Raw genomic sequence first — 15,813 nt, 5'->3', positions numbered from 1 at the left:
CATCATGGCGGTGACCTCGGCCACCGCCTGGGGACTCTCCCACTGGCCGCCGCCCGCGTCCCTGCCCCTGCTGTTCGTGCTGGGGGTGCTGGCGACGGCGCTCACCACCAGCCTGGTGCCCGCCATACTGGCGGCCGTACTGGGCTTCGTCGCTCACAATCTGTTGTTCACTGCCCCCTACTTCTCCCTGAGCGTGGCCAGCCACAGCGATCTGCTCACCCTGTTTGTGCTGCTTATCGTCGGCATGACGGCGGGACGACTCGCCTCCCGCCAGCGGCAACAGCTGATCGGCCTGCGCGAGACTCAGCAGCTCGGCAACGCCCTGCTCTCCCTCAGTCAGGGACTGGCCACCGCCAGCAGCCCGGAAGAGGTGCTCAGGCAAGGCACCCAGGCCATTTCGCTGGCCTTGATCCAACCCGTCTTTGCCCTCGATCAGGATTATCAGCACAGGGCGGGATCGGCTCAGCACAGACCCGGACAGACCGACAAGGCGGCCATCGACTGGTGCCTGGCCCAGAAGCAGAGCGCGGGTGCCCACACAGCCACCCTCAATGCCGCCGAGGCGCAATATCACCATCTCACCGATGATCTGGTACTCGGCATCCGGCTGGTCAATCCGCTCGCCTCTTCGGCTGAACACCAGTTGCAGGCCCTGCTCACCGACATCCGCGCCGCCCTGGCACGGATCGACCTCAACGAACGGCTGGCCGACAGCCAGCTGCAGGCAGAGACGGATCGGATGCGCGCAGCCCTGCTCTCGTCGGTTTCCCACGATCTGAAGACGCCGCTGGCAACCATCATGGGGGCTGGCAGCACCCTACTGGAATACGGTGATCGGATAAGCGCAGAGGATCGCAGCGAACTGCTCCATTCGGTGCAGGACGAGGCGCGCCGCCTGCACAGCTATGTGCAGAACCTGCTGGACATGACCCGCATAGGTTCGCCGGACTTCCAGTTGAAACGGGACTGGGTCGACCTGGCAGATCTGGTGGAGAGTGCCCGCAAGCGGTTGGACTCCTCCTGGCGCCAGCACAAACTGCTGGTGCACTTCGATCAGCAGATCCCCCAGCTCTATGTGCACGGCGCCCTGATCGAGCAGGTGCTGGTCAATATCTTCGATAACGCCTCCCGCTACTCGCCAGCCGGCACGCCCATCGAGTTCAAGGTAATGCTGGCGGACCCGGATCTCATCATCGATATCATCGACATCGGGGTCGGCATCGCCGAGTCGGATCGGGACAAGATCTTCAATCTCTTCTACACCCAGCCAGTCGGTGATTGCGGCAGTCGCGGCACCGGGCTTGGCCTCGCCATTTCCCGCGCTATGATAGAGGCTCATGGCGGTCGCATCTGGGCGTTTTCCGGCCCCAATGGCAACGGCACCTGCATGCGCATCTCCCTGTCGCTCACCCTCAACTCACCGGAGGTATGATGGATCCCATCCTTTGTCATAAGGGCTGTAGCGAGTTCATTCTGCCATCATATGTTCCCTACCCAACATTCGCCTCTGGAGGCTAGATGGCTCATATCCTGGTCATTGATGATGAAGCGGCAATCCGCCGCTTTCTGCGGATCAGTCTGATCGCCGAGGGGCATCAGGTCAGCGAGGCGGTGGGCGTCAATGAGGGACTGGAGCAATATCGCCACCTCAATCCCGATCTGGTGATCCTGGATCTCGGCCTGCCGGACGGAGACGGCATCCAGATTCTGCAGACGATTCGTGAGCACCATCAGCACCCGGTACTGGTGCTGTCGGCGCGGGATTCGGAGCAGGAGAAGGTACGGCTGCTGGACGCAGGCGCCAACGACTACATGAGCAAGCCGTTCGGCATTGGGGAGATGATGGCCCGCATCCGCGTCTTGCTGCGCCAGCGAGTCGGGGTCAGCAGCGGTGAATGTCGCCACTTCCCCCAATGCGGCCTGACCCTGGACGCCAGCAGCCACAAAGTGACCATGAAGGATGAAGAGATCCCCCTCTCTCGCAAGGAGTTCGCCCTGCTGCAGGCGCTGGTGTGCCACCCCGGCAAGCTGGTGATGCAAACCCAGCTGCTCAACGACATCTGGGGACCGAGCCACAAGGAAGATACCCACTACCTGCGCATCGTTATCGCCAGCCTGCGCAAGAAACTGGGGGATAATCCCCAACAACCCCGTCTGATCGAAACCGAATCTGGCATCGGCTACCGTTTTATTGGTAACTGATGTTTCACGTGGAACGCCGTCCGCTGCACAGTACGGCCACCAGGCCACAGCCAAGGAGCAGCATACCCAGATCCTGCAAAGTGGCCGCCAGCGCCAATCCCAGGCTGAGCAGCAGGTAGTAGGCCAGCCCGAACAGAGCACCGGCGCTGCCTGCTACCTCCCGATAGCCCAGCAAGGCCTGACTCAACACATTGGGGATGGCAATCCCAAAAGCCACCACGACGCCCATCATGGGCAGCAGGAACCAAAGCGAATCCTGACTCGCCCAGACCAGCAGCCCAGCAACCAGCGCCAGCACACAAGCCAGCCTGACCAGAGATGACGGCTGCCAACCTCTCCCCAGCAGATGCTTGTTCAGCAGGCTGCCGATCAGAGTCGCCAGCGCCAACACCAGGCCGGAATAGCCAAACTCACGGGCACTCAATCCCAATTCGGCAAACAGGAAGGGGGCCAGGCTGTAGTAACCAAACAGCATGGTATTGAACAGGGCGACCAGCACAGCGCAGCACCATAGTCCGCCATCCCGCACCATGCGACACGCCAATGGCCAGAGGGCAACCCGAGTGGTTATCACAGGACGGGTTTCCGGCAACCGCCAACGGGCGATCCCCCCCAGTATCAGGGCCAGCAACAGCAAGCCACTGAAGACACCGAGATAGCCAAACTGCTCGGCCAACAAGCCGCCGCTCACCAGCCCCAACACCGGGCTCAGGGAGAGCGCTATGCCCATCACCGAGAAGACCCGCGCCAGCTCGCTCCCCTGATAGCAGTCGCGCAGCATGGTCTGGGTCACCACAGATCCCACTGCAGCGCCAAAGGCCGAGATGACCCGGGCCAGTAACAGGGTTTCAAACTGGTTGGCCAAAAACGCCAGCAAGGTGCCAACGCCATAGGTGAGCAGACCCGCCAGCATGGCGGGACGCCGCCCGATCAGATCGCAGAGCCGTCCCCAGCAGACCACCCCCACCGCAAACGCCAGAAAATAGACCGACAAGGTCTGGGATGCCTGTCCGTCGCTCACCCGAAACTGGGTAGCGATCTGGGTCAGTACCGGGCTGTAGATGGTCTCCACGATCTGGGGAAACATCATCAATCCCACCACCAGCCAGAGCGGTGGCAACTTGTTGTTCATGACAAACCTCCTTCACAAGAGGTCGCCATTCTAGAGAGATGCCGATTGTCTGATTACAATAAGCAGGACTATAAACATCAAAAATCGGACATATGGCCTTTATTCTTCCCGATCACCCTTTTGACCCTGATCAGCTGACGGGCAGCGTGATCGGCATTGCCTCCGCGCTCGGTTGGCACGACTCGGGCCTGCATCAGCATAAACGCCATCAGCTGCTGTTTGCCCAATCCGGCTGCATGACCATGGAGCTGGAAGGTCGGGTCTGCCTGCTGCCGCCCACCCGCGCCGCCTGGCTGCCGGCGGGCACCGCCCACCGGATATTGATGCGTGGTGTGGTGGCCTACCGCTCCCTCTATTTCCAGCCGTACCCCGAGTTGCCCGGCACGGTGGAGGTGCTGGCGGTCAATCCGCTGCTGCACGAACTGATCGAGCGGATGGCGTTCTGGCCGTGGGACAAACCGCAAGCAGAGCAGCAGCGAACAGTGGCGCTGTTTATGGAGGAGTTGGGGCTGGCGCCGCGAGAATCGTGGCAGTTGCCGCTACCGACAGATCCCAGACTGGGCGGCTGGCTACAGCAGTTGAAACGGGGAGATGCCCTGCCCGATCGGCTCAACCGGCTGGCCGAACGGGTGGGTGCCAGTGACAAGACCATTGGCCGCATCTTCATACGGGAGACCGGCATGAGCTATCAGGCATGGCGTCAGCAGTGGCGGCTGCTGCGCGCCATGGAGTTGCTGGCAGAAAGCGAGCCCATCAGCCGGATTGCCGCTGCGCTGGAGTTCTCCAGCGACAGCGCCTTCATCAGCTTCTTCAAACAACATACGGGGCAGACTCCCCTGCGCTATCTCAGCTCTCGGGGTGAGTCGCCACCGCCTGACTCGCCTCCACCACCAGGGTATCCAGCGCCAGCGGCTTGAGGTTGTGCAGCGCATCCTGCACCACGGCATGGGATGCCTGCTGCAACTCGCGCTGCACATCTTGCTCCAGCTTGGCACTCTCCAACTCGGGTCTCGGGTTGTCGTTGGCCATCACGTTCAGGCTCAGGGCACTCACAATCAGGGTGGCTATCAGGGTTTTCATCTGGTTTGCTCCGGTGTGGTTGAGATGACCAGCTAGCTCTTCCAATTGTTGTGCCAACCCTAAAAACATACATAACATGATGATTTTGTTTAAATTTACCCTCTATCGATACCAAAATGAGTCGCAAAATGCATCCTGCTCGGTCATTTTAAAACCAACAGTTGGTGCTTTTAACCACGCTTAAACTTTTGGCCATGTTCCACGTGGAACGTCCCGTTTTTTTGATCGACACCCGCTTTTAAACTGAGCTATGGTGCTACATCCCCGTAACTGACTCTGGATCCGTCACCGAATGGAATTTTCCTTGTTCGGCGAGAAGTTCACTCGCCACGCCGGTATTACCCAACTCATGGATGACCTCAATCAGGGGCTGACCAATCCGGACGCCATCATGCTGGGTGGCGGTAATCCGGCCCCCATCCCCGCCATGCTGGAGCGCTTTCAGGCCGAGGCCAAAACCCTGCTCGACAACGGTGAACTGGTCAAAGCCATGGCCAACTACGACGGCCCCCAAGGCAAGGACAGGTTCACCAAGGCGCTGGCCGCCCTGCTCAGCAAAGAGCTTGGTTGGGATATTTCGGCCCGCAATATCGCTCTGACCAACGGCAGCCAGAATGCCTTCTTCTACCTGTTCAACCTGCTGGCTGGCGAGTTCGCCGATGGCCGCAAGAAGAAAGTGCTGTTCCCGCTGGCCCCTGAATATATCGGCTACGCCGACTCAGCCCTCACCGATGACTACTTCGTGGCGTACAAACCCACCATGGAGAAGCTGCCCGATGGCCAGTTCAAATACCATGTGGATTTCGAAAGCCTGCAGGTGGGCGACGATATCGGGGTGATCTGTGTCTCCCGTCCAACCAACCCGACTGGCAACGTGCTGACCGATGACGAGATAGAGCACCTGGATCAGATCGCTCGCGACAAGGGCATTCCGCTGCTGATCGACAACGCCTACGGCGTGCCCTTCCCGGGCATAATCTTCAGCGAAGCCAAGCCGTTCTGGAACGCCAACACCATCCTCTGCATGAGCCTCTCCAAGCTGGGCTTGCCGGGCACCCGCTGCGGCATCGTCATCGCCGATGAGAAGATCATCCAGGCCATCACCAACCTGAGCGGCATCATCAACCTGGCGCCGGGCAGCCTGGGGCCAGCCATTACCATCCCCATGATCGAGAGCGGCGAGATCATCGCCCTGAGCGAGCAGGTAGTGAAACCCTTCTATCGGCAGAAGGCCGAGCTGGCGGTAGCGCTGCTGCGTGAAGCGATCCCGGATCCGCGCTTCCACATCCACAAGCCGGAAGGCGCCCTCTTCCTCTGGCTCTGGTTCGAAGACCTGCCCATTCACTGTCAGGAGCTTTACGAGCGACTGAAAGCGAAGAACCTGCTGATAGTGCCGGGTCACTACTTCTTCCCCGGCATCGACGACCCCGAGTGGCGCCACAGTCAGGAGTGCATCCGCCTCAACTACTCCCAGAGCGAGGAGCTGGTGCGCCGTGGCATCGCCATACTGGCGGACGAGATCAACGACCTCTACGGCAGCAACTAACCTGCGAGCCAAAAACAAAAAGGCCTGCAATCGCAGGCCTTTTTCATTTCCAATGGCTTAGTTTGGTAGCGCCAGTGGCTCGGCTTTGCCGATGGGGATGGCGCGAGGCTTGAGCGCCTCCGGCAGTTCGCGTGCCAGATCGATGGTCAGCAGACCATGCTCGAGCTTGGCACCCTGCACCTCAACGTGCTGACTCAGCTTGAAGGCGAGCTCGAAGTCGCGCTCGGCAATGCCCTGATGGAGGAACTGGCGTTCATCAGAGGCCGCCTTGCACCCCTTCACTTTGAGGGTGCCGTTTTCGGTTTCCAGCTCCAGCTCTTCGCGCTCGAAACCGGCCACCGCGACCGTGATGCGATAGCCGTCGTGATCGCGCTTTTCAATGTTGTAAGGGGGGTAAGCGGCGGTCTTCTGTTCGAACAGACCTTCCAGCTCACGGGCCATCCGCTCGAAGCCGACGGCATTGGAATGGAGATGAGAAAAATCGAGGTTACGCATAATCCTATCCTTCTAACAAGCAACAGGTTTGGTTCTCCACAGGCCCGTCATCGGCACCCGGGAAATTTGAAAATCGCAGTGAATTCAGGCTATCAGCCGTTGATCTCGATCTTGCGCGGCTTCATCGCCTCGGGCACTTCACGCACCAGCTCGATATGCAGCAAGCCGTTTTTCAGGTCCGCCCCTTTTACCCGCACATAGTCGGCCAGCTGGAAGCGGCGCTCGAAACCCCGTTCGGCTATGCCCTGATACAGATAGTTGCGGTCGGTCTCGGCCTGCTTGTTACCCTTCACCGTCAGCAGATTTTCCTGGAAGCTCAGCTCCAGCTCTTCCTGGGTAAAACCCGCCACCGCCATGCTGATGCGGTAGTCGCTGTCACCCAGCTGCTCGATGTTGTAGGGGGGATATCCGGCATTGCCATTGCTGGCCGCAGACTCGATGAGATTGGCCAGACGATCGAAACCGATGGCAGAACGATAGAGCGGAGAAAAGTCGATAGAACGCATAGTATTACCCTCTTATGAGCGATAACGGATGGTTTGCCCTCCTGTCGGACGGGCGTATGGTCGAAACCTCTGTCGAGCGTTCCGGCCGTGTTACCTATATAGGGGCCCAGTTTTTTGCTTTCAAGGGGGATTCTTTCAGATTTTTTAAATGGCCGCGCCGACCTTTAGATCATCAGCCTATTGGCCCGATAGTGATGATAATCGACCCGTGGGCCACTGATGGCTGGCCGAACCATCCACCATACTTGGTTGCATATCCACCAACCAACATGGAGCCATCCCATGAAGATTACCCAGGTTCGCAACGCCACCCTGCTGCTCGACTATGCCGGCACCCGCTTTCTGATCGACCCCATGCTATCTGCCAAAGGGGCCTTCCCCGGCTTTGAGGGCACCGCCAACAGCCAGCTGCGCAATCCGCTGGTCGAGCTACCGCTGCCGATCGATGAACTTGTCGATGTGGATGCTGTTATCGTCACCCACGATCACCCGGATCACTGGGATGACGCCGCCAGAGCCCTGATCCCCAAGCATCTGCCACTGTTTGTACAACATCAGAAAGATGCTGACACCATACGCGCCAGCGGCTTTAAAGATGTGCGCCTGCTGAGCGAGCAGGCCGAATTTGCCGGTATTCGCCTGCAGCAAACCGGTGGCCAGCACGGCAGCGATCAACTGATGGCGGTACTGGGCGAACGCATGGGGGAAGTGTGCGGCGTAGTTTTCTCCCACCCCTCCGAGAAATGCCTCTATCTGGCCGGTGATACGGTCTGGAATGCGCAGGTAGAGCACGCTCTGCAACAGCACCAGCCCGAAGTAGCCATCCTCAACTGCGGCGATGCCCAGGTGCCGGGGCTCGGTGCCATCATCATGGGCAAGGAGGATGTGCGGGCCGTCTATCAGGCCGCGCCACAGGCCACCCTGATTGCCAGCCACATGGAGGCGGTCAATCATGCCGTGCTGTCACGCAAGGAGTTGCGCGACTATCTGGCCGAGTACGGCATGGCGGATCGGGTACGGGTGCCGGAAGATGGCGAGGCGATATCGCTGTGATCCGCAGGAGGGCCAGCCAGACATGGCCCTTCGGCTTTCACTGCCGAACGCTTATGATGAGAGTCCTGCACGCAGAGAGGAGTCAACATAATGCCCACCCCGATCGTTGCCGTGGTGACCTTCGATCACTTCAGCCCTTTTCACTGCGCCGTCCCCTGCCTTATCTTCGGCAATATCCTGGCCGAGCTGGTCGGCTTCAAGAGTGCCACCTCCCCCGGCGAGTGGCGACGCTCTTTTCGTGGTAACAATATCTGATGGCGTCCGCTGTACCCGCTCACCCCGCTATGGCAGGCTAACCAGAGATCCCGAGGAGTCACACCATGTCCCGTTCCGAACGCCTGCTGGCCCTGCTCCAGCTGCTGCGCGGCCACCGTTACGCCATCACAGGCACAGAGCTGGCCAGCCAGCTTGGCATTAGCCTGCGCACCCTCTACCGGGATATGGCGACCCTGCAGGCGCAAGGTGCCCATATCGAGGGTGAGCCGGGTGTCGGGTATGTGCTGCGCCCCGGCTTCATGCTGCCACCGCTGATGTTCAGTGAAGAGGAGCTGGAAGCGCTGGTGCTGGGTTCCCGCTGGGTGGCCGAACATACCGACAGCGCCCTGAGTGCCGGTGCCCGCAGTGCGTTGGCCAAGATAGAGGCCGTGCTGCCCGACGAGTACCGCCAGCAGCTCCACGCCAATACCCTGCTGATCGGCTCATCCCGCAACGACGCCTGCACCGATGAAGCCCCCCTGCGCAGTGCCATTCGTCAGCAGCGCAAGATAACCCTGAGCTACCGCGACCTGAGGGAAGCGAGTTCCGAGCGCACCGTCTGGCCATTTGCCCTTGGCTACTTCGAGCAGGTGCGGGTACTGGTGGCCTGGTGCGAACTACGGCAGGATTTTCGCCACTTCCGGGTGGACCGCATCAGCCAGCTGAAGCTAGAGGAGATCGTCTATCCCAAAGGCCGGGCTATCTTGCTCAAGGAGTGGCGCGCCGCCCAGCAGATCCCGCAACCAACATTCATTGCTGACAGAAACTGACAGCAGGTAGCGCCATGCTGACGAGGTCGGCGCAGATGCGCCCTCCCCGAATCAAGGAGCGTCACCATGTTGTCAGTCCCGCCATTCACCATTCTCTATGTCGCCAATCCGGCTCGCAGCGCCCTCTTCTATCGCGAGCTGTTTGGTCGTCCGCCAGTAGAAGAATCTCCCACCTTTGCCATGTTCGTATTCGAATCGGGGGCAAAACTGGCGCTCTGGTCCAGTGCCACGGTCGCACCCGCCGTTACCCAGAGTGCTGGTGCCATGGAGCTGGCCTTCCCGCTGCCAGATGAAGCCAGTGTTGATACTGGCTTGGCCGAGTGGCAGGCGCGCGGCCTGACCATCATCCAGCAGCCGAGCCGAATGGAGTTTGGCTATACCGGCATGGCGCTTGACCCCGATGGTCATCGCCTGCGCCTCTACTGCCTGGCTCCGGAACTGGGCTAAGTCGGTACCATCAACACCAAGGCGGTTTGACGTTTCACGTGGAACGTACGATTTCCCCGCCCCTTAAAACGAGAAAAGCCGCTCACAAGGAGCGGCTTTTTGCTGTCTGACTGCGTCGATTAGACGTCGAGGTTGGCGACCCGCAGGGCGTTGGTCTCGATAAAGTCACGGCGGGGCTCGACCGCATCACCCATCAGGGTGGAGAAGAGCTGGTCGGCACCGACGGCATCGTCTATGGTGACGCGCAGCATGCGACGCGCTTCCGGATCCATGGTGGTTTCCCACAGCTGGTCCGGGTTCATCTCGCCCAGCCCTTTATAGCGCTGGATGTAGATGCCGCGCTTGCCTTCGCCCATCAGCCAGTCGACCGCTTCCACGAAGTTGGCAACCGGCTTGACCTTCTCGCCACGCTTGATGAAACCGCCTTCCTCGATCAGGTTGGCGATCTCCTTGCCAAGTGAAACAAGCTGACGGTACTCACCGGACTGCAGGAAGTCGTAGCTGATCGCGTATTCACGGTCGACCCCGTGCTGACGCACCACAGCATGGGGGACGAACAGACGACGCTCTTCATCACGACGCACCTGGATCTGGTACTGGATACCGTGGTTGCTCTCGTTGAGCACGGCCTCCATGCCCTGACACCAGGCCAGCAGGTCGCTCTCGCTGGCCAGCAGGGTTTCGTTCAACTCAGGCTGATAGATCAGCTGGGTCAACACGGCATCCGGCGCCCGACGGGACATACGGGTGATCAGGTGAGACACGGCACGGTGCTGGTTGACCAGACGCTCCAGCGCCTCGCCACCGATGGCCGGGGCAGACTCGTTGACGTGCAGGGTTGCACCATCCAGCGCCATGGCGGTCTGGTACTGCAGCAGTGCATCTTCGTCTTTCAGATACTGCTCCTGCTTACCCTTCTTGACCTTGTACAACGGCGGCTGGGCTATGTAGATGTAGCCACGCTCGATGATCTCCGGCATCTGACGATAGAAGAAGGTGAGCAACAGGGTACGGATGTGCGCACCATCGACGTCAGCATCCGTCATGATGATGATGTTGTGGTAACGCAGCTTGTCCGGATTGTACTCGTCACGACCGATGCCGCAGCCCAGAGCGGTGATCAGGGTGCCCACCTCTTGCGAGGAGATCATCTTGTCGAAACGGGCCTTCTCCACGTTCAGGATCTTGCCCTTGAGCGGCAGAATAGCCTGGTTCTTGCGGTTGCGACCCTGCTTGGCGGAGCCGCCAGCAGAGTCCCCTTCCACTATGTAGAGTTCGGAGAGGGCCGGGTCTTTCTCCTGGCAGTCTGCCAGCTTGCCGGGCAGGCCGGCGATGTCCAGCGCACCCTTGCGGCGAGTCAGCTCGCGCGCCTTGCGGGCCGCTTCACGGGCACGGGCCGCATCGATGATCTTGTTGACCACAATCTTGGCATCGCCCGGGTTTTCCAGCAGGAACTCGCCAAGCTTCTCGCCCATCGCCTGTTCAACCGCAGTCTTCACTTCGGAAGAGACCAGCTTGTCCTTGGTCTGGGAGGAGAACTTGGGATCCGGTACCTTGACCGAGATGACCGCAATCAGACCTTCACGCACGTCGTCGCCGCTGGCGGCCGACTTGGCCTTCTTGCTGTAATCCTCTTTGTCCATATAGGTGTTGAGGGTGCGGGTCAGCGCGGTCCGGAACCCTACCAGGTGAGTACCACCATCCCGCTGCGGGATATTGTTGGTAAAGCAGTAAACCCCTTCCTGATAGGCATCGTTCCACTGCATGGCGACTTCGACGCCGATGCCGTCCTGCTCTATGGAAAAGTGGAACACCTTGGGGTGGATCGGGGTCTTGTTCTGGTTCAGGTATTCCACGAAGGCCTTGATACCGCCCTCGTAGCAGAAATGCACCTCGCGGCCATCCCGCTCGTCCTGCAGACGGATGGAAACACCGGAGTTAAGGAAAGAGAGCTCGCGCAGACGCTTGGCCAGGATCTCGTAGTGATACAGGGTATCGGTAAAGATGGTCGGGCTCGGCCAAAAGCGCACCTCGGTACCCGTGCCACTGCTGCTGTCGCCAATCTGCTTGAGCGGCGCCTGCGGCTCACCCAGGTGATAGGTCTGCTCGTAGACATGGCCGTTGCGACGAATGGTCAGCAACAGCTTGTCAGAGAGGGCGTTAACCACTGAGACGCCCACACCGTGCAGGCCACCTGACACCTTGTAGGAGTTGTCATCGAACTTACCGCCAGCGTGCAGCACGGTCATGATGACCTCTGCGGCGGAGCGGCCCTCCTCTTCGTGCATGTCTACCGGGATACCCCGGCCGTTGTCACGCACGGAAACGGAACCGTCGGAATGGATCTTGACCAGAATATCGGAGCAGTAGCCAGCAAGAGCCTCGTCAATGGAGTTATCGACGACCTCAAACACCATGTGGTGCAGACCTGAGCCATCATCCGTATCGCCGATGTACATCCCCGGGCGCTTGCGGACCGCATCCAGGCCCTTCAGTACCTTGATATTCGAGGAGTCGTAAGTATTTTCACTCATAGCTTACTCTCTGCCTTCTCTAACGTTTCGGAGATCTTGCCTTGTTCCACGTGGAACAACTTGCAGTCATTCGCATCCATCATGTCTGCGAGCTGACCGGTATCGATGGCGGTGATAAACACCTGGGACGCACACTGCTTCAGCCTTGCGGCCAGCAAGCGGCGCTTGTCGACATCCAGTTCAGAGGCAAAATCGTCAATTAAAAAAATACAGCCACGGCTGCTATGTTGATTCAAATAGAGCCCTTGGGCCAGTCGCATGGCACAGACCAACAACTTCAGCTGACCCCTGGACAAAATATCCTGAGCGGGCACACCATTCGCCTTGAGTCGCACATCAGCCTTCTGTGGGCCTACCCCTGTGTAACCCAGCGAACGATCCCGCTCAAACCCCGCCTCCAGCAAGTCGCCGAGGGGAGTGTCTTTCTCCCAGCCCCGATAGAAACCGAGACTGATGTCGAATTCCGGCAGAAAATCTGCCGTCATCTCCTTGATCAGGGGCGTAATGGCCTGACAATAGCTCGCACGGAACATGGCCAGTTCCCCCCCGAGCCGCACCAGCTCCTGATCCCAGAACGCCAGCTGGCGATACTGGGTACTCTGACGCAGCAGGGCGTTGCGCTGTTTCAACAACCGCCGCACTCGTCCCCACAGGGAGAAAAAGGTCGGTTCCTGATGGAAGACCCCCCAATCCAGCCAGGCCCGGCGAGCCTGGGGACCGCCCGTCAGCAGGTTGAAGCCATCAGGATGGATCAACTGCACCGGCAACAGCTCGGCCAGATCGGCCAGTCGCTGGGCCTGGGCCCCGGCGATCTTGAGCTGGGTCTCGCCACTCTTGTCCTTGGCGAGTCCAATGGGTACCTGACGCCCCTCCAGTTCGCACTGAGCAAACAGGGTAAAGGCCCGCTCCCCTTGGCGGATGACCCGCCCGGTCAGGTGAGTACGAAAGGAGCGACCAAGACCAAGGTAGTGAATGGCTTCCAAAACGCTGGTCTTGCCACTGCCATTGCACCCGACCAGGATGTTGAGGCCGGGGGACAGCTTGAGACTGGCCTGCTGGATATTGCGAAAGTCGCTGAGCTGGAGTTTGACCAGGGCCACGACTAGATCCGCATCGGCATCACCACATACTGAGCATCCTGATGATCAAAATCCTCAATAATGGCACTGCTGATGGAATCGCTCAGGCTAATCCGAATTTGGTCACATTTTAACGTATTCAGCACGTCCAGCACATAAGAGACGTTGAAACCTATCTCCATCTCGCTGGCCTCGTATTGTACGTCAAGCAGCTCTTCGGCTTCTTCCTGTTCCGGATTGTTGGCGGTAATGCGCAGCAGGTTTTCCTGCAGATTGAGACGCACTCCACGGAATTTCTCGTTGGAGAGGATGGCCGCACGGGCAAATGCCTGACGCAGATCCTCACGACCGGCGATCAGGGCCTTGTCGCTGTTGCGCGGGATAACCCGGCGCCAATCCGGGAATCGGCCATCCACCAGCTTGGAAGTGAAGATGAAGCCGTCCAGCGCAGCGCGCAGGTTGCTGCGACCGATCTGCAGCCGTACCGGCTTGTCTTCCGCTTCCAGCAGACGCACCAGCTCCAGCACACCTTTACGGGGCAGGATAACCTGATGATCGGGCAGCGATTCTTCCACTACCTCGCGACGGCAGGTCGCCAGACGGTGGCCATCGGTCGCCACGGTGCGCAGGCCGTGGCCCTCGCTCTCGAACAGCATGCCGTTCAGGTAGTAACGCACGTCCTGGCTGGCCATGGAGAACTGGGTGGCATCGATCAGCTTCTTCAGCTCCAGCTGGCCGATGTCGAATTCGAGCACGGATTCCCAATCCTCGATATTCGGGTATTCGCTGGCCGGTAGAGTCGACAGGTTGAAACGAGAACGACCGGAACGGATGATCAGGCGCTCGCCTTCGGTGTTGAGGCGGATGTCCGCCCCTTCCGGCAGGCCGCGACAGATATCCAGCAGCTTGCGCGCCGGCACTGTGGTGCGGCCATCCTGGCTCTCATTATTGAGATAGACCTGACCTATCATCTCAACTTCCAGGTCAGTCCCGGTCAGCGACAGCAGACCCTGGCTGACATCAAGCAGCACATTGCCAAGGATCGGCAGGGTCGGCCGGCCACCCAGGGCACCGGACACCAGTTGCAGAGGACGTAACAGGGCCTCACGGCTAATTTCGAGCTGCATCTGTGCTCTCCGTTCTTATCAGGAGGAAAGGGTTCGGATCAGGTTGGAATAGTCTTCCTTGATGTCGTGGCTCTCCTCCTTCAGCTGCTCGATCTTGCGGCAGGCATGAAGAACGGTAGTGTGGTCACGGCCACCAAAGGCATCACCTATCTCCGGCAAACTGTGGTTGGTCAGCTCCTTGGCCAGTGCCATCGCCAGCTGGCGTGGACGGGCAACGGAGCGTGAGCGGCGTTTTGACAGCAGATCCGCCAGCTTGATCTTGTAGTACTCCGCCACCGTCTTCTGGATATTGTCGATGGTGACCAGCTTCTCCTGCAGCGCCAGCAGATCGCGCAGCGCTTCGCGCACGAAATCGATGTTGATGGCACGACCGGTGAAGTTGGCATTGGCGATCACCCGGTTGAGGGCACCTTCCAGTTCACGGACGTTGGATCGCAGACGCTTGGCAATGAAGAAGGCCACTTCGTCCGGCAGGTGGATCTGGTTCTCATCCGCCTTGCGCATCAGGATGGCGACGCGGGTCTCCAGCTCCGGTGGCTCGATCGCCACCGTCAGGCCCCAGCCGAAGCGGGACTTGAGGCGATCCTCGACACCATTGATCTCCTTCGGATAGCGATCCGAGGTCAGGATGATCTGCTGGTTACCTTCGAGCAATGCATTGAAGGTATGGAAGAACTCCTCCTGGGAGCGCTCCTTGTTGGCAAAGAACTGGATGTCATCGATGAGCAGGGCATCGACGCTACGGTAATAACGCTTGAACTCTTCAATGGCGTTATTCTGCAGCGCCTTCACCATGTCCTGCACAAACCGCTCGGAGTGCATGTAGATGACTTTGGCGTCTTTCTTGCGCTCCTTGATGGCGTTGCCAACGGCGTGCAGCAGGTGGGTCTTGCCCAGGCCGGTACCGCCATAGAGGAACAGCGGGTTGTAAGCGCCACCCGGGTTGTCGGCTACCTGACGGGCAGCCGCACGGGCCAACTGGTTGGACTTACCCTCGACGAAGTTCTCAAAGGTATAGTTCACGTTGGTGTTGCTTTTGTGGTTCGGCTCAGGCTTGGCTTCAGCCTTGCTTTCCCAGCTCTTCTGCAAGTTATTCACAGGCGCAGTACCCCGCGCCGGCGCTCTTGCGACCGCGACAGGATGGGGACGATTACCTATATCAAAACGCAGGGTGGGGCCGTCGACCCCACAGAGTTCGTTGATGATGCCATTAACCCGGATGAGATACTTGTCTCGTACCCAGTCCAGAACAAAGCGATTCGGTGCATACAGGGTCAGAGTATTGTCACTCAACTCCGCTTGAAGCGGCCGGATCCACATGCTGAATTCTGCCGAGGGCAACTCATCTTGCAGCCGGTTAAGGCACTGCTGCCATAGCGAAGCAGTCACTCTAAACTCCCGTCAATTGATTAACTAAAGACCGGCTATTCTACGTTTTTAGCGGCTGGATCTCTAGCTGCCACCTCGCGGATCCAGCAAATAAGATCCTTGACTTTCAAGGATCCAGCACCGCTGGATCTGATTTCATCCCCAAAGTTACCCACAGCCTGATCCATCCTGGATGACACCAAAGATCCAGACCTGAAC

General features: G+C 59.3%; 16 protein-coding genes. 8 read left to right on the top strand and 8 right to left on the bottom strand.

The window, feature by feature from the left end; all coding sequences use genetic code 11:
* Positions 1 to 1,432 (top strand): sensor histidine kinase (locus AAC083_RS02145; RefSeq protein WP_146181558.1); only part of this gene is annotated, 1,432 nt, incomplete at its 5' end.
* 86 nt (positions 1,433 to 1,518) lie between these two features.
* The gene (locus AAC083_RS02140; protein WP_108535731.1) at positions 1,519 to 2,202 is read left to right on the top strand and encodes a response regulator; all 684 of its coding nucleotides are present in this window, start codon (positions 1,519 to 1,521) and stop codon (positions 2,200 to 2,202) included.
* A gap of 4 nt (positions 2,203 to 2,206) precedes the next feature.
* On the opposite strand, the gene AAC083_RS02135 is transcribed toward AAC083_RS02140, so the two are convergent.
* The gene (locus tag AAC083_RS02135; protein ID WP_108535730.1) at positions 2,207 to 3,334 is read right to left on the bottom strand and encodes a multidrug effflux MFS transporter; all 1,128 of its coding nucleotides are present in this window, start codon (positions 3,332 to 3,334) and stop codon (positions 2,207 to 2,209) included.
* A gap of 92 nt (positions 3,335 to 3,426) precedes the next feature.
* On the opposite strand from AAC083_RS02135, the gene AAC083_RS02130 reads away from it, so the two are divergent.
* Positions 3,427 to 4,251 carry an AraC family transcriptional regulator gene (locus AAC083_RS02130; protein WP_108535729.1) on the top strand — a complete coding sequence of 275 codons (825 nt, stop codon included), beginning with the start codon at positions 3,427 to 3,429 and terminating at the stop codon, positions 4,249 to 4,251.
* On the opposite strand, the gene AAC083_RS02125 is transcribed toward AAC083_RS02130, so the two are convergent.
* Entirely contained in the window at positions 4,181 to 4,414 is a 234-nt protein-coding gene (locus AAC083_RS02125; protein WP_108535728.1) for a hypothetical protein, read from the bottom strand. The two genes, AAC083_RS02130 and AAC083_RS02125, sit on opposite strands and share 71 nt — an antisense overlap.
* Before the next feature lie 292 nt (positions 4,415 to 4,706).
* Here AAC083_RS02125 and AAC083_RS02120 point away from each other — a divergent pair, with 292 nt between their 5' ends.
* Complete coding sequence (locus AAC083_RS02120; protein ID WP_042037133.1) at positions 4,707 to 5,960, top strand: valine--pyruvate transaminase; 1,254 nt, start codon at positions 4,707 to 4,709, stop codon at positions 5,958 to 5,960.
* A 57-nt stretch (positions 5,961 to 6,017) separates the two neighbouring features.
* Here the strand turns inward: AAC083_RS02120 and AAC083_RS02115 are convergent, their stop codons facing one another.
* Positions 6,018 to 6,455, bottom strand: coding sequence for an Hsp20 family protein (locus tag AAC083_RS02115; RefSeq protein ID WP_108535727.1), 438 nt, complete (start codon positions 6,453 to 6,455; stop codon positions 6,018 to 6,020).
* A gap of 92 nt (positions 6,456 to 6,547) precedes the next feature.
* Positions 6,548 to 6,961 carry an Hsp20 family protein gene (locus AAC083_RS02110; RefSeq protein WP_042037136.1) on the bottom strand — a complete coding sequence of 138 codons (414 nt, stop codon included), beginning with the start codon at positions 6,959 to 6,961 and terminating at the stop codon, positions 6,548 to 6,550.
* 282 nt (positions 6,962 to 7,243) lie between these two features.
* Here AAC083_RS02110 and AAC083_RS02105 point away from each other — a divergent pair, with 282 nt between their 5' ends.
* The 4 genes from AAC083_RS02105 (at position 7,244) to AAC083_RS02090 (ending at position 9,486) form a co-directional block, all read left to right on the top strand.
* Positions 7,244 to 8,014, top strand: a complete 771-nt coding sequence (locus tag AAC083_RS02105; protein WP_108535726.1) for an MBL fold metallo-hydrolase — start codon at positions 7,244 to 7,246, stop codon at positions 8,012 to 8,014.
* A gap of 90 nt (positions 8,015 to 8,104) precedes the next feature.
* Positions 8,105 to 8,269, top strand: coding sequence for a hypothetical protein (locus AAC083_RS02100; protein ID WP_181364619.1), 165 nt, complete (start codon positions 8,105 to 8,107; stop codon positions 8,267 to 8,269).
* A 65-nt stretch (positions 8,270 to 8,334) separates the two neighbouring features.
* Positions 8,335 to 9,039 (top strand): helix-turn-helix transcriptional regulator, encoded by a 705-nt coding sequence (locus tag AAC083_RS02095; protein ID WP_108535725.1) that lies wholly within the window; start codon positions 8,335 to 8,337, stop codon positions 9,037 to 9,039.
* A gap of 69 nt (positions 9,040 to 9,108) precedes the next feature.
* Positions 9,109 to 9,486 carry a VOC family protein gene (locus AAC083_RS02090; protein ID WP_108535734.1) on the top strand — a complete coding sequence of 126 codons (378 nt, stop codon included), beginning with the start codon at positions 9,109 to 9,111 and terminating at the stop codon, positions 9,484 to 9,486.
* Between the two features lie 119 nt (positions 9,487 to 9,605).
* Here AAC083_RS02090 and gyrB read toward each other — a convergent pair whose 3' ends face one another.
* From gyrB to dnaA, 4 genes are read right to left on the bottom strand one after another with little or no spacing between them, the layout of a single operon-like run.
* The gene (gene gyrB, locus AAC083_RS02085) at positions 9,606 to 12,020 is read right to left on the bottom strand and encodes a DNA topoisomerase (ATP-hydrolyzing) subunit B (protein ID WP_042037145.1); all 2,415 of its coding nucleotides are present in this window, start codon (positions 12,018 to 12,020) and stop codon (positions 9,606 to 9,608) included.
* Positions 12,017 to 13,120 (bottom strand): DNA replication/repair protein RecF, encoded by a 1,104-nt coding sequence (gene recF / locus AAC083_RS02080; RefSeq protein WP_042037146.1) that lies wholly within the window; start codon positions 13,118 to 13,120, stop codon positions 12,017 to 12,019. The genes gyrB and recF overlap by 4 nt, the downstream gene beginning before the upstream one ends.
* A gap of 2 nt (positions 13,121 to 13,122) precedes the next feature.
* Positions 13,123 to 14,226, bottom strand: a complete 1,104-nt coding sequence (dnaN, locus tag AAC083_RS02075; protein WP_005319542.1) for a DNA polymerase III subunit beta — start codon at positions 14,224 to 14,226, stop codon at positions 13,123 to 13,125.
* Between the two features lie 18 nt (positions 14,227 to 14,244).
* Positions 14,245 to 15,615, bottom strand: coding sequence for a chromosomal replication initiator protein DnaA (gene dnaA / locus AAC083_RS02070; RefSeq protein ID WP_042037147.1), 1,371 nt, complete (start codon positions 15,613 to 15,615; stop codon positions 14,245 to 14,247).
* Between the last annotated feature and the right edge of the window lie 198 nt (positions 15,616 to 15,813).

It is taken from the genome of Aeromonas sp. HMWF014 (assembly GCF_963878295.1).
Classification (GTDB): Bacteria; Pseudomonadota; Gammaproteobacteria; order Enterobacterales; family Aeromonadaceae; genus Aeromonas; species Aeromonas popoffii.
Note: the sequence above shows the minus strand (reverse complement) of the source record. Positions and strands in the feature narration are given on the sequence as shown.